The organism is Kitasatospora sp. NPDC101155 (assembly GCF_044768305.1).
Taxonomy (GTDB): Bacteria; Actinomycetota; Actinomycetes; order Streptomycetales; family Streptomycetaceae; genus Kitasatospora.
This window is the reverse complement of the sequence record NZ_JBIWPN010000003.1, coordinates 136,797-150,060: the sequence shown is the minus strand read 5'-3', so window position 1 is coordinate 150,060 and position 13,264 is coordinate 136,797. Positions and strand designations below refer to the sequence as shown.

Below are 13,264 nucleotides of genomic sequence, written 5' to 3'. Positions count from 1 at the left end.
CGCCCTTCCCCCCCCCGGGGGGGGGGCCCCCCCCCCCCGCGCCGCCGCGCCGCCCCCCCCCACGCCGCGTCTGCCCGTACTAGCCCGCCAGGAGCGAGGTCAGCCGCCCGGCCAGCAGGTCCCAGCGCCAGGAGCGCTCCACCCAGCGCCGCCCGGCCTCGCCCATCTGCCGCCGCAGCTCCTCGTCCCGCAGCAGCCGCACGATCCGCTCCGCGGCCGCCGCGGCCGAGCCGCCCGGCACCACGTACCCGGTCTCGCCCTCCAGCACGGCGTCGGGCGCACCGCCGGAGTCCCCCGCGACCACCGGCAGGCCGGTCGCCGACGCCTCCAGGTAGACGATGCCCAGGCCTTCCACGTCCAGCCCGCCGCGCCTGGTCCGGCAGGGCATCGCGAAGACGTCCCCGGCCCCGAAGTGGGCGGGCAGCTCCTCCCACGGCACCGAGCCGGTGAACCGCACCGAGGCCCGTACGCCCTTGGCGTCCGCCAGCTTCTCCAGGTCCGCCCGGTACGGGCCGCCGCCGACGATCAGCAGCACCGCGTCCGGCACGTCCGCGAGGATCTGCGGCATCGCCTCGATCAGGGTGTCCTGGCCCTTGCGCGGCACCAGCCGGGAGACGCAGACCACCACCGGCCGGTCCGCCAGTCCCAGCCGGCTGCGCACCTCGGCGCCGCCCGACTCCGGGTTGAAGGTCGTCTCGTCCACGCCCGGCGGCAGCTGCACCATCCGGGCCGCGGCCTGCGGCCCGACCGCGGCGGCGATCCGCGAGCGGGTGTACTCGCCCAGATAGGTGAGCACGTCGGCGCCGGCGCCGATCCGCCGCAGCAGCTGCCGGGAGACCGGCAGGTGGGCCCAGGCGGCCTCGTGCCCGTGGGTCATGCCCAGCAGCCGCCCGGCCCCGGCACGGCGCAGCGTGGGCGCCATCAGGCCGAGCGGGGCGGCGGCGCCGAACCAGACCGAGTCGCACTTCTCGGCGCGCAGGATCTCGGCGGCCCGCCGGGTGACCCGGGGTGTGGGAACCATCACCTTCGTACGGTCCCGGATCACCGGGAACGGCTGCTCGGCGTCGAACCGCCGCACCTCGCTGCCGTCCCGCCAGGTCGAGGCGTACACCACGACGCTCCCGGCGGGCTGACGGACAGCCATGTTGTGCACGAAGGCCTGGATGCCCCCGGGGCGGGGCGGGAAGTCATTGGTGACGATCAAGGTTCTGTGCATCAGGCCACGGCTCGCTCGGTCGGGGGGTGCGCGGTGTACCGCTGGGTGATCCGTACGATAGGTCAACACCATGACCCGTCGGGAACGGATCCGCGCACGGCAACCGTTTGACCCCCGGGTCAGTCCTAGTACCTAGGCCGTGGAGGACCGCGGCCCGGGCGTCCGTCTGTACGACGCCTCCGGTGAGGACGTCCGAGACGAACGAGGGAGCGCAGTGGAATTGGCCCCGGCCACCGAGCCAGGTTCTTCGCGCGGCCGCCTCGGCCGCCCGCTCGGGGCGCTCGCCGCCCTCGGGGCGACCTGGGTGGCCACCCGTACCGTGCTAATACTGCTGATGACCGGCGTGCTGAAGGCGCCCGGCGGCGACGTCACCGCCGACGTCTGGATGATCTACCACGCCTGGTACGGGGTGCTGCAGACCGGCACCTTCCCGTTCGACGACGTGACCTGGCAGTACCCGCCGGGCGCCGCCCTGGTGATCCTGCTGCCGGGCCTGCTGCCCTGGTCGTACCTGGTCTCCTTCTGGGTGATCTGCGGGATCGCCGACGCCGCCGCGGCCGCGCTGCTGATCCGCACCGGCCTGCGCAAGGGCCGGGCGCTGACCGGCGCCTGGATGTGGGTGGTCGCCGTTCCGCTGCTCGGCCCGATGATCTACAACCGCTTCGACCTCCTGGTCACCGCGCTCACCCTGGCCGGCCTGCTGGCGCTGATCCGCCGCCCGGCGGTCGGCGGGCTGCTGCTGGGCCTGGGCGGAATCGTCAAGATCTGGCCGCTGCTCGGCCTGATCGGCACCCCCTCCGGCCGCCGCACCCGCCGCGCCTGGACGCTGGCCGCGGCCACCGCCGTCTCGGTGGGGTTCGTGCTCGCGGCCGGGATGAACGGCGCCTTCGACTTCCTGACCTTCCAGGCGGACCGCGGCATCGAGGTCGAGTCGGTCGGCGCGCTGCCGCTGCACTTCGCCCGGATCGCCGGGGCCTGGGACGGCAAGGTCACCATGAACTACGGCTCCCCCGAGATGCTCGGGCCGTGGGTCGGCGTGATCAGCAAGGTGATGTTGGCCGGCACCGTGCTCGGCTTCCTCTGGCTGCTCCTGTGGCGCTTCACCGCCCGCCGCCGCAACGCGGCCACCATGTACGACGCCGCGCTGTGCGCGCTGCTGGTCTTCGTGGTGACCAGCCGGGTGATCAGCCCGCAGTACCTGGTCTGGCTGATCGGCGTCGCCGCGGTCTGCCTGACCGTACGGGGCACCAGCCAGCGCCCGGTGGCGCTGCTGATCCTGATCGCCTGTCCGCTGACGCTGGTCGAGTTCCCGACCATGTTCACCCAGATCCTCGCCAGCGACCCCTGGGCCATCACCGTACTGACCCTGCGCAACCTGCTGCTGCTGACCGCCGCCGTGCTCTCCGGCATCCGGCTCTGGCGCTCCACCCGCGCCGCGGCGGCCCTGCCGCCCACCGTGGTGCTGGACAAGGCCCCGGCGCTGCCGCCCGCCTCCTCCTACCCGGTCCGCCCGGGCATCGCGTACGAGCAGGACCTGCTGGACGGCATCGATCACCCCGCCGGCCGTTGATCCTTGGGCCCGGCCGGGCGCCGGCCGTCCTGGCTAGGCCTTCAGGGACGAGACCTCGGCCAGCCAGAGCGCGGTGAACCCGGCCAGCCCGACGCCCAGCTCACCGCGCAGCAGCCGGTCGATGCGGGGCTCCCGCTCCTCGCCCTGCCCGTCGCCCGCGCCGACCGCCCGGTAGAAGGCGACCAGCCGGTCGGTCCCCCAGCGACGGGCGATCAGGTCACAGGCGAGCCAGGACTGCTCGTAGGCCTGGGCGATGCCGGTGGCACCGGCGGTGAAGTCCGCGTCGGCGGGCAGCGCGGTGGGCAGCTTGCCGGCCGCGACGTCCCGGGCCAGCTCGGGGGCGATCTGCTGGGGGCGGCGGCCGGAGTCCCGGTAGGCGGTCCAGTCGGCGACGCCCTCGGAGAGCCACAGCGGGGTCCAGGCCCGGGTGTCGGCCCTGGTCGCGACGTGGGTGGCCTCGTGGGTGACGACCACCTGCCGGCCGAAGTCGCTGAGCCGCCCGAACGCCTCGGGGTTGACCACCACCCGGTCCGCCGGGGTGTGCCAGGGCGCTCCGGGGGCGGCCACGGTGACCGCCGCCATGCCCGTCCAGCCCGCCGGGTCGGCTTCCAGCAGCCGGGCGAACTGGGTCTCGGTGGCTGGCAGTTCGAGCAGTAGCCGGCCCGGCCAGGCGCCGCCCCACACCGCGCTGACGGCCGGCACCGCCTTGTCCCCGACCGCGACCAGCCCGGCCGGGTCCGGCCCCTCGGCCAGGCCGAGCACCAGGCAGTGCGCGCCGGGGGCGGTACGGGCGGGGCCGAGGTCCCACAGCGCCGGGGGCCCGCTCGCGGCCTCCTCCCGCTCGACCCGCCAGCCACCCGCCTCCCGGACCAGCGCGATCCGGCGCGGGTACACCACCGGGTACTCGTCGTAGCCGGCGATCCGCACCGCCAGTTCGACGGAGGCGGTCAGCCGGTCCGGCCCGTCGGCCGCCGACGACCCCTGATCGGGCGACAGCACCAGGTTGCGGTAGACCGCCTCGGCCCCCGTGAGCCCGGACCGGGCGGGCAGCGAGCGCGCCCGCGCCGCCAGCAGATCGGCCACCTCTGCCCGCTGGTCGGCCGGCCGCCCGGGGGCCGGCGGCGCGGCCGGGGGCAGCGACAGCTGGGTCAGCCCGCCGGCCGCCAGCAGCAGTGCGGCGCGCCGGGACAGCACGCGTCCGGGTATGTCGGCCGGGTCGGAGGTCGTCGTGCTCAGAGCCGGACCACTCCCGCGACCGGCATCGCGTTGACGCTCTCGTACCGCACCTTGGCTCCCGGGTAGGGGGCGTGCACCATCACCCCGCCGCCGGCGTACATCCCGACGTGGTGCATGTCCCGGTAGAAGATCACCAGGTCTCCCGGCCGCGCTTCGGAGAGGCTGATCCGCTGCCCGGCGAAAGCCTGGGCCTGCGAGGTGCGCGGCAGGGTCACTCCGGCCTGCCGCCAGCTGTAGTACATCAGACCGGAGCAGTCGAAGGCGCGGGGCCCGGTGGATCCGTAGACGTACGGCGAGCCGATCATCCGCACCGCGGCGGCCAGCGCGGCTGCCCCGCGCTCGGAGGCGGCCGGGGTGGTGCCGAGGTCCAGCCGGTCGGTGCCGCGGGTGGCGCGCCGCTCGGCGTCGTTGGCGTCCTGGACGAGCATCCGGGCCCGCTCGGCCGCGCCCAGGCTGTTGAGCAGCTTCTGGGCCTTGGCCAGCCGCTGCTGGATCTGCTGCTTGTTCTCGGCCAGCGAGCGCCGGGCCTGGTCCAGTTCGGCGAGCTTGCCCGCGGTCTCGGTGCGGCGCTGGTCGAGCCTGCGCTGACGGCTGGCCAGCTCGTGCAGCGTCTCCCGCTGCCGCTCGGCGGCCTGCCCGAGGGTGCGGGCGCGGGCGAGGTAGGACTCGGGGTCACTGGAGAGCATCAGCTGGGCGGTCTGGGTCATCCCGCCGCCGCGGTACTGCGCCCCGGCCACGGTCGCGAGGTCCCCGCGCAGCTGGTTGAGCTGGTCCTGGCCGGCGGCGACCTCGCCCTGCAGGAGCGCAGTCTCGCTCTGGAGCCGCTTCTGCGCCTCCTGCGCGGCGTTGCACTTCTCGGACGCCCGCTCGGCCTCGTCGTACAGCTGCTCGACCTGCGCCTTGACGTCTCTGAGGTCGGGCGTGCCCGGTGCGCCGGGAGCGGCCTGGGCGCTGCCGCCGGCCGTCACACTCAGGGCCGTGGTGGCGGCCGCGGTCAGCACCAGCGCACGGGCGAGCAGTTGGGAACGACGGTGCACGGACATGGCGGCAGCGGCTCCAATCCTGCGGCGCGGCCCCGCGGCCGCGCCCCAATGGGCGGCCGTCGAGCGGGAGTCCGGTGGCAGACGTTAGCGAGTCCGGGCAAGCGAGTCCAAACCCCTCCCAACCCGAATATTTGACCCCTAATCGGACATCCGCCCGAGCCGCCGGAAAAGCCGCAGGCCCGGCCCTCCGCGGTGGAGGACCGGGCCCGAAACGGCCTGGGCGGGGATCAGACCCGCACGATGGAGGCCAGCGGCATGTTGGAGACCGCCTCGTAGCGAACCGAGGCGCCCGGCTTGGGCGCGTGCAGCACCTGGCCGTTGCCCGCGTAGATGCCGACGTGGTGGGCGTCGCTGAAGAAGATCAGCAGGTCGCCGGGCTGGGCCTGGGAGATGTCCGAGCCGATCCGGGTGCCGGCGCCGGCCTGCTCCTGCGAGGTGCGCGGCAGCGACACGCCGACCTGGTTGAACGCCCAGACCATCAGGCCGGAGCAGTCGAAGGAGCCCGGGCCGGTGGCACCCCACACGTACGGGCTGCCGACCTTGCTCGCGGCGGCGGCCAGCGCGGCGGCACCGTGCGAGCTGCCGGGGGCGACCGGCTTGGCAACCGGCGAGGAGGAGGTGGCGGAACCCGAGGAGCCCGAACCCGAGCTGATGTCGGTGCGGCCGCTGTCGCGCGAGGCACGGTCGGCGGCGGCCTGCTGCTGGGCGGCAGCCTTCGCGGCGGCGTCGGCCTGGGCCTTGGCGTCGGCCGCGGCCTTCTCCTCGGCCTGACGGATCGCCTGGCGCTCCTGCTCGGTCAGGGTGTTGAGCAGGTCCTGCGCGGCCTTCAGCTTGTTCTGGACCTCCTCCTTGGAGGTCTTCAGCTGCTGGGTGGTGGACTCCAGCTCGGCGAGCTTGCCCTGGGCCTCGGTGCGGTCCTGGTCGAGCTTGCGCTGCTCCTCCTGGAGCTGCTTCAGCTGGTTCTTCTGGGTGTCACCGGCCTGGTTGAGCGCACCGGCCTGGTTGAGGAAGTTGTCCGGGCTGGTGGAGAGCATCAGCTGGACGGTCGGGGATATGCCGCCGTTGCGGTACTGCTCCCCGGCGATCTCGGCGAGCCCGCCCTGCATGTCGGTCACCTGGGCCTGCTGCCGGGCCACCTGGTCCTGCAGGCCGGAGACCTGCTTCTCCAGGGCCTGCTGCTTCTCCTGGGCGGCGTTGTACTTCTCGGTCGCCTGCTCGGCCTGCCCGTTGAGCTGGTCGACCTGCTCCTTGACCTGGTCCTTGGTCGGCTGCGGGTCGGCGTGCGCGCCGGACTGCGCGGAGAGGGCGACGGCTGCCGCGGCGACACCGGTCAGGATCGAGACACGGGCGCGGCTGGCGGGCTTGGGACGACGATGGGACGCCACGAAGGCGGACTCCTTCTTCCTACGGCCGCCTACCGGGTGAGCTGACGGGTTCGGGCCGGAAGCATGCCCTACGACGCCTCACGGCCGTTCCACCGGCCGACCTGGCGTCGATTCACCCCGGAGGAACGTGGTTCCCCGGCTCCGCTCCGCAGCACCCCCGACCACTGGGCTCCCCTGTCGGACAGTCGCTTCGACCTGCCCCGCTGTTTCGCGAACTCGACGGTAACCACCGCCGCCACCCAGGCTGGGTGATCGACAGTCGGTGGTTCGGGGCACGACCCTAGTAACTGAACCGTGATCCGTTCAAATCCTTGTCAGAAAAAAGACGGAAGATTGCCCGTGTTCTTTTGTGAAAATGACCGATGGTGATCGCCACCGCACGCAAAGCTGATCGGGTCCCGCCGGCCGACCACGGAACAGACAAGCCCGAAGCGCCACCCCCGGTAGGAGGGTGGCGCGGATCACAGGGCCGGAACCCGGACTTTCGGGCGTGTCGGGGCGTCAGACCCGGCGGATCGTGTTGATCGGCATCGCGTCGGCCTTCATCACCTTCACCACGTCACCGGTGTGCGGCGCGTGGACCACCATGCCGTTGCCGATGTACATCCCGACGTGGTGCCGGTCGCTGCCGTAGATCACCAGGTCGCCCGGCTGGGCCTGGTCCAGCGAGGGCACCCGGGTGCCGACGTCGCCCTGCTCCTGCGAGGTGCGCGGCAGCGAGACGCCGGCCTGGGCGTACGACCAGACCATCAGGCCCGAGCAGTCGAAGGTGCTCGACCCGGTGGCGCCCCAGACGTACGGCGAGCCCTGCTTGCTCATCGCCTTGGCGACGGCCACGGCCGCGTAGCCGCTGGCCGGCGGCAGGCTGCTGAGGTCGACCCGGGCGGTGCCGCGCGAGGCGCGGTCGTCCTGCTGCTGCTGGGCCTTCAGCGCGGCGCGGTCGGCGGCGCTGAGCGAGTTCAGCAGGTCCTGGGCGGCCTTCAGCTTCTGGTTGACGTCCGACTTCGCCTGGTTCAGGTCCTTGGTGGTGGAGTCCAGCGAGGACAGGACGGCGGCGGCCTCGGCCTTCTCCTGGTCCAGCCGGCGCTGCTGGTCGAGCAGGCCCTTGAGCGCCTCGGTCTGGCTGGCGCTGGCCTGCTGGACGCTGGAGGCCTTCTCCAGGTAGCCGGACGGGTCGGAGGAGAGCATCAGCTGGACGGACGGGTCGATGCCGCCGGTGCGGTACTGGTCGCCCGCCACCTCGGCCAGACCCGTCTGCAGCTGGGTCATCTGGTCCTGGCTGCGGGCCACCTGGTCCTGCAGCTGGTCGGCCTGCTTGCGGAGCTGGTCCGCCCGCTCCTTGGCGCCGTTGTACTTCTCCGCCGCCTGCTCCTGCTCCTGCTGGAGCTGGTCGATCTGCGCCTTGACGTCGTCCTTGCTCGGCTGCGGCGCCGCGTGCGCGCCCACCTGGGCGGAGAGGGCGACCGCGGTCGCAGCGGCAGCGGTGAGCACGGAGACCCGCGCGCGGCTCGGCTGCTTGGGACGGCGGTGGGAGGCCAAGGGACCGGCTCCTTCTTCCATCGGACTCACCTGATCGGATGAGATTCCGGAAAATAGGTTTGACGCCAGACCCTAGTGAAGATCTATCCGTTTTGCCACTCCCCCGAAGGCGTGAACTCCGGCCCCCACGCTGACTTCACGGGATCCGCACACCCTCGCAAAACGGACACTGCCCGGACTTCACACCGTCCGACCCGAGGTCAGGGCCGGGCCAGCCGGTTCAGCAGCAGCACCGAGGCCACCGGGCGCGCGCCCGCCTTCCGCACGCCCTCCGCGACCTCCCGGTCGGTGGACACCACCACCACCGGACGGCCCTGCGGCTCGGCCCGCACCAGACGACGGATCAGCTCGTCCGCGGTCTCCCCGGTCCGACTGAACCGTACCCGAACCCCGCGCGGTGGCGCCATGATCACCGGAACGTCCAGGTCCTGCCCGTCGAACACACAGGTGACCTCCGCCTGGGTGCGCTGGGCCAGCATCGCCAGCCCGCCCAGCAGCCGGATCCGCTGCTGCTCCAACGGCAGCGTCGGATAGCCGGTCTTAGTCACGTTGTAGCCGTCCACCACCAGGTGAACCTGCGGGATCGCCAGCAGCTGGTCCAGCAGCGCCGGATCGTCCTCGGCCAGGCCGCGCCGGGCCACGTCGTGCGGCGAGGCCGCCCCCGGCACCACCGCCTCCACCAGGTCCGCCGGGCGGATCTGGGAGACCGGCAGCGCCAGCTCCCGCTGCAGCCCCTGCGCCGACTGCAGCACGGTGTCCAGCAGCAGCCGCAGCCGCATGTCCTCGACGCCGCGCCCCTCGCGGGCCGAACGGCGACCCTGCTCGGCGGCGTTCTCCAGCTCGGACACCCGGTGCCGCAGCCGCCGCGCCTCGCTCTCGGCCGCGCTGCGCTCGGTCACGGCCTGCGCCTTCGCGGCCTCCAGCTCCCCGGTCACCCGCCGGGTCTCGGCCTGCGCCCGGCGGGTGTCGCTCTCCAGCGAGCGCACCTTCTTGCGCAGCGACTCGGCCTCCCGCCGGACGCCCTCGAACTCCGCGCGCTGCCGGTCCAGGTCGGTCCGCGCGGCCGCCCGCACCTCGGCCAGCTCGGCCTGCAGCTTCTCCACCAGCCGGGTGGCCTCCGCGGCCGCGTCCTCGGCGCCCGCCCGCTCGGCCTCCTCGCCGGCCTCGGCGACCAGCCGGCTCCAGCCGGCCGAACGCACCAGGTAGGCGGCGGCTGCGACGTCCATCGGATCGGCGGCGCTGGGAACGGTGCCCGACTCCAGCGCCTTCACCAGATCCGGCTGGCCCAGCCGCAGCCGCTCCGCTATCCGCACCCGGAAGGCCGGCTCGGACTCCAGCGCCGCCGCCAGCGCGGTGGCCGCGTACTTGGCGCGCCGCGCGGGGGTGAACTTGACGTACTGACGCAGGCTCTGCGGCAGCTCCGCGGGCGGCAGCCCGCCCAGCGCGTCCGAGGCCAGCCCGACCACCCGCCGGCGCACCCCCTCGGGCAGCGGCCGGTCGAGCTTCTCGACCGCAAGCTCCGAAGCGGCGTCGGCATCACCGGAGTCACCGGAGTCACCGGAGTCACCGGACTCAGCGGTCTCCGTGAGAGGGGTCTCCGACGGGACCGTCTCGGCGCCCAGCTCCGGTGCCGGCGCAGCGGGCTGAAGCCCCTGCGCTTCGGTGGGCTCCTTCGCTGCGTCCACCACGTCCTCGGCTCCGATCCTGGTCCAGCGGGTGCGGCCGCGGCCGCCCCTGTCGTCACGCTCCGTGCGTCTTGTCTGTATTGTCCCGTGCGGCGGACGGGCGCGTCGCGCACCGTCCGCCGCACCGGCGGGGATCAGCCCTACGCGGCGGGGGCCTCCGCGCCCTCGGCGCCGGGACGGGCCACCAGCTCGACCTGGTCCACCGCGTTGCACCAGCGGCAGCGCACCGACTCGATCGTCTCGCTGAGCACCTCGGTCTCCTCGACCTTGGATTCGCCGGCCAGGTCGAAGTGCAGGAACTCGGTCACCCGCGCGGTGCGGGTCACGTCGAAGCGGGTGAGGTTGCTGCACAGCGTGCAGCGCCAGCGCGTCTCGGCGGTCAGAGCGGGGACAGTCATCGGGGATCCTCTCGGCTGGTCCCTGGGTGGGCTAGGCGCTCCCCCCGGAGCCCCGGCGTCGGCGGCGGGAGGCGGGAATGCCCGCCCCCAGCCTATTGCCTGAGGCAACCGTCACGACCACCGGTTCCCGGAACAGTGAGGGCTAGTCCACCTGCCGTAAACCGCCGTGTCACCTGCGCCGTCCGGAGGGATGCTTGGCCGCATGGCGCTCGCGGCCCCCGACCACACCGACGCGCGGGACGGCCGCCCGGCGGTGCCCGCCCGGGCGGTCACCTACGCCCTGATCGCGGTCAACACCCTGGTCTTCCTGCTCGGCCCCGCCGCCGGGCTCAACCCGCTGTACGGCCGGGGCCAGGCCCGGCTCTGCGCCGAGCAGAGGTACGAGCAGCGCTGGGGCGCCGTCCCGGTCGAACTGCTGACCGGACACCCGCTGACCGCCGAACAGCTCGCCGAGGCGCCCGACCCCGTCCCCGGCTGCCCGGCCGCCCCCACCCCGGGCAAGCACCCGGCGGTGTCCGCCCTCACCGGCCTCTTCCTGCACGCCGGTTGGCTGCACCTGCTGGGCAACCTGCTCTTCCTCTATGTCTTCGGTCCCACCGTCGAACGACGGCTCGGCCGGCCCAGGTTCCTCCTCTTCTACCTGGCGGCCGGCAGCCTGGCCGCGTACGGCTTCGCCCTCGCCGAAGCGCACTCGGCGGATGCCACCCGGGTCCTGATCGGCGCCTCCGGCGCGATCTCCGGGGTGCTCGGCGCCTATCTGCGCTTCCACCCGCGTGCCCGGGTGACCACCCTGGTCCCGCTGCTCCTCTTCCTTCCGCTGCGCTTCCCGGCCTGGCTGGTGCTCGGCCTCTGGTTCGCCCTGCAGTGGTGGTCGCTGCACTCGGCCGGGCCCGGGGTGGCCTACCTGGTCCACGTGATCGGCTTCTCGGCCGGCTTCCTCTACGCCTGCACCGTCGTCGGCCACCCCCCGAGACGCCCCCGCTGAGGCCCGATACGCTGGCGGCACCCCACAAAGGAGCCCGAACAGTGATCACCGCCATCGTCCTGATCAAGACCAGTGTCGACCGCATCCCGGAGATCGCCGAGGCCATCGCTGCCATCGAGGGCGTCAGCGAGGTGTACTCGGTGACCGGCGGCTACGACCTGGTGGCGATGGTCCGGGTGCGCCGCCACGACGACCTGGCCGAGGTCATCCCGGGCCGACTCAACAAGGTCCCGGGTGTGGCCCACACCGAGACCCAGATCGCCTTCCGCACCTACTCCCAGCACGACCTGGAAGCGGCCTTCGCCCTCGGCCTGGACGAGTAGGGCTCAGCCCTCGCGACGCCCCCTGTCGATCTGCACAGTCGCCACACAACGGCCGCCCTCGTTGCGGTAGTTCCAGGCCGCGCCGTCCGTGACCAGCTCGCGGACGGCGGTCAGGAAGCGCTCGACGTGCTCGTCCGGGGTCCCGGCACCGAAGCTCACCCGGATCGCGTTCAGGCTTCGCTCGCCCGGCAGCGAGGGCTCGGGCGCCCCGCACTCGGACGGGGGGACGTCCTCGTCGCCGAGCAGGGTGCGCACCAGCGGGTGCGCGCAGAACAGCCCGTCGCGCACCCCGATGCCGTACTCGGCGGACAGCGCGGCCGAGAAGTGCGAGCTGTTCCAGCCCTGCACGACGAAGGACAGCACGCCCACCCGGGCCGAGCCCGCCCCGAACAGGTTCAGCACCTTGACCTGCGGGATCTCCGCCAGCCCCGCCGTCAGCCGCTCGACCAGCTGCCGCTCCCGGGCCTCCAGCGCGTCGAAGCCGGCCTCGGTCAGCACCCGGCAGGCCGACGCGATCGCGTAGGCGCCGATGACGTTCGGCGAACCGGCCTCGTGCCGGGCCGGGCCGGTGTGCCACTGGACGGCCACCGAGCCGTCCACCTCCCGCGCCACCGTCCGGGTCGCCCCGCCACCGGCCAGGTACGGCCGGGCCGCGTCCAGCCAGTCGGAGCGCCCGGCCAGCACCCCGGCGCCGAACGGCGCGTACAACTTGTGGCCGGAGAAGGCGATCCAGTCGACATCCAGCTCGCGCACCGAGACCCGGTGGTGCGGGGCCAGCTGGGCGGCGTCCAGCACCACCCGGGCGCCGTGCCGGTGCGCGGTCCCGGTCAGCTCGGCGACCGGCCACAGCTCGCCGGTCACGTTGGAGGCGCCGGTGACGCACAGCAGCTTCGGGCCCTCGGGCGCCGCGGCCAGTGCGGCGTCCAGTGCGGCCACCGCCTCGGCCCGCGAGCGCGGCGCCCGCAGGTAGCTGACCTCCAGCCCGGCGTGCGCCCAGGGCAGTAGCGAGGCGTGGTGCTCGGTCTCGAAGGCGAACACCCGGGTGCCGGCCGGCACGGCGGCGGCCAGCAGGTTGAGCGAGTCGGTGGTGGCGCGGGTGAAGACCACCTGGTCGCCCTCGCGCAGGTCGAGGAACTCGGCGACGGTCCGGCGGCTCTGCTCGAACAGGTCGGTGGAGAGCTGGGAGAGGTACCCTGCGCCGCGGTGCACGCTGCCGTAGTACGGCGCGTAGGCGGCGACGTCGTCCCACACCCGCTGGAGCGCCGGCGCGCTGGCGGCGTAGTCGAGCGCCGCGTAGCCGACCTTCTCGCCGCTGGCCAGCGGGACCTGGACGTCGTGGCCCAGGACGGCGAGCGGCGCGCAGATTTCGGTGGAGAGGGACATGAGGATGCACTCCTTCAGGGATGAGGGACCCCGGGAGTGCTAGTCGTCGGGCGTCCGCGCTTGTCGCACGGACGGCTTGCCGAGCGACCCGGTCCTCACCCAGGGCACCCCGCCACGGACGGAGGGTTGCCGGACAGCAAGCTGGGGCTTGACGCTGTCACTCATGACCTGGCCAAGACTCTAGGTCGGGCCCGCTGGGTGGTCAAACAGGCATCCACCATCCGGACGCTGTTCTCGCCCGCTCGCCTCCGGGGCACTCCAATCCGGCGCCGACGCTCGTCACTCCGGCGCTCGTACCCCGCCTTCGCCCGCTCGCCTCCGGGGCGCTCGAACCCGGCGCCGACGCTCGTCACTCCGGCGCTCGTACCTCGCCTTCGCCCGCTCGCCTCCGGGGCGCTCGAACCCGGCGCCGACGCTCGTCACTCCGGCGCTCGTACCCCGCCTTCGCCCGCTCGCCTCCGGGGCGCTCGAACCCGGCGCCGACGCTCGTCACTCCGGCGC

Annotated in this window: 11 protein-coding genes and 2 riboswitches; of the genes, 3 read left to right on the top strand and 8 right to left on the bottom strand. The window is 73.4% G+C overall.

Going from position 1 to position 13,264, the window contains the following annotated elements:
- Positions 1-79: 79 nt before the first annotated feature.
- Positions 80-1,216, bottom strand: a complete 1,137-nt coding sequence (locus ACIRYZ_RS05390; protein ID WP_402939838.1) for a glycosyltransferase family 4 protein — start codon at positions 1,214-1,216, stop codon at positions 80-82.
- 214 nt (positions 1,217-1,430) lie between these two features.
- Here ACIRYZ_RS05390 and ACIRYZ_RS05385 point away from each other — a divergent pair, with 214 nt between their 5' ends.
- On the top strand, positions 1,431-2,786 hold the full coding sequence (locus ACIRYZ_RS05385; protein WP_402939836.1) for a glycosyltransferase 87 family protein: 1,356 nt from the start codon (positions 1,431-1,433) through the stop codon (positions 2,784-2,786).
- A gap of 33 nt (positions 2,787-2,819) precedes the next feature.
- Here ACIRYZ_RS05385 and ACIRYZ_RS05380 read toward each other — a convergent pair whose 3' ends face one another.
- The 6 genes from ACIRYZ_RS05380 to ACIRYZ_RS05355 form a co-directional block, all read right to left on the bottom strand.
- Positions 2,820-3,980 (bottom strand): hypothetical protein, encoded by a 1,161-nt coding sequence (locus ACIRYZ_RS05380; RefSeq protein WP_402939833.1) that lies wholly within the window; start codon positions 3,978-3,980, stop codon positions 2,820-2,822.
- A 38-nt stretch (positions 3,981-4,018) separates the two neighbouring features.
- On the bottom strand, positions 4,019-5,065 hold the full coding sequence (locus ACIRYZ_RS05375; protein WP_402939831.1) for an NlpC/P60 family protein: 1,047 nt from the start codon (positions 5,063-5,065) through the stop codon (positions 4,019-4,021).
- Between the two features lie 227 nt (positions 5,066-5,292).
- On the bottom strand, positions 5,293-6,450 hold the full coding sequence (locus ACIRYZ_RS05370) for an NlpC/P60 family protein (protein ID WP_402939829.1): 1,158 nt from the start codon (positions 6,448-6,450) through the stop codon (positions 5,293-5,295).
- 10 nt (positions 6,451-6,460) lie between these two features.
- Positions 6,461-6,614: riboswitch (cyclic di-AMP (ydaO/yuaA leader) on the bottom strand.
- Positions 6,615-6,951: 337 nt separating this feature from the next.
- Positions 6,952-7,989, bottom strand: coding sequence for an NlpC/P60 family protein (locus tag ACIRYZ_RS05365; RefSeq protein WP_402939827.1), 1,038 nt, complete (start codon positions 7,987-7,989; stop codon positions 6,952-6,954).
- A gap of 200 nt (positions 7,990-8,189) precedes the next feature.
- Positions 8,190-9,611 carry an NYN domain-containing protein gene (locus ACIRYZ_RS05360; RefSeq protein ID WP_402940533.1) on the bottom strand — a complete coding sequence of 474 codons (1,422 nt, stop codon included), beginning with the start codon at positions 9,609-9,611 and terminating at the stop codon, positions 8,190-8,192.
- Between the two features lie 203 nt (positions 9,612-9,814).
- A complete protein-coding gene (locus ACIRYZ_RS05355; protein WP_387623486.1) occupies positions 9,815-10,072 on the bottom strand; it encodes a hypothetical protein in 258 nt (85 codons plus the stop codon).
- 202 nt (positions 10,073-10,274) lie between these two features.
- Here ACIRYZ_RS05355 and ACIRYZ_RS05350 point away from each other — a divergent pair, with 202 nt between their 5' ends.
- Both ACIRYZ_RS05350 and ACIRYZ_RS05345 read left to right on the top strand, forming a co-directional pair.
- Entirely contained in the window at positions 10,275-11,057 is a 783-nt protein-coding gene (locus tag ACIRYZ_RS05350) for a rhomboid family intramembrane serine protease (RefSeq protein WP_402939824.1), read from the top strand.
- A gap of 41 nt (positions 11,058-11,098) precedes the next feature.
- Positions 11,099-11,380 (top strand): Lrp/AsnC ligand binding domain-containing protein, encoded by a 282-nt coding sequence (locus tag ACIRYZ_RS05345; protein ID WP_030240061.1) that lies wholly within the window; start codon positions 11,099-11,101, stop codon positions 11,378-11,380.
- Between the two features lie 3 nt (positions 11,381-11,383).
- Here ACIRYZ_RS05345 and ACIRYZ_RS05340 read toward each other — a convergent pair whose 3' ends face one another.
- Positions 11,384-12,763, bottom strand: coding sequence for an aminotransferase class V-fold PLP-dependent enzyme (locus ACIRYZ_RS05340; RefSeq protein WP_402939821.1), 1,380 nt, complete (start codon positions 12,761-12,763; stop codon positions 11,384-11,386).
- Positions 12,764-12,814: 51 nt separating this feature from the next.
- Positions 12,815-12,932: riboswitch (SAM riboswitch) on the bottom strand.
- Between the last annotated feature and the right edge of the window lie 332 nt (positions 12,933-13,264).

Excerpts from the sequence above, each read along its gene's own strand:
- ACIRYZ_RS05390 (WP_402939838.1), bottom strand. The coding sequence starts at position 1,216 with ATGCACAGAACCTTGATCGTCACCAATGACTTCCCGCCCCGCCCCGGG.
- ACIRYZ_RS05375 (WP_402939831.1), bottom strand. The coding sequence starts at position 5,065 with ATGTCCGTGCACCGTCGTTCCCAACTGCTCGCCCGTGCGCTGGTGCTG.
- ACIRYZ_RS05355 (WP_387623486.1), bottom strand. The coding sequence starts at position 10,072 with ATGACTGTCCCCGCTCTGACCGCCGAGACGCGCTGGCGCTGCACGCTG.
- ACIRYZ_RS05350 (WP_402939824.1), top strand. The coding sequence starts at position 10,275 with ATGGCGCTCGCGGCCCCCGACCACACCGACGCGCGGGACGGCCGCCCG.
- ACIRYZ_RS05340 (WP_402939821.1), bottom strand. The coding sequence starts at position 12,763 with ATGTCCCTCTCCACCGAAATCTGCGCGCCGCTCGCCGTCCTGGGCCAC.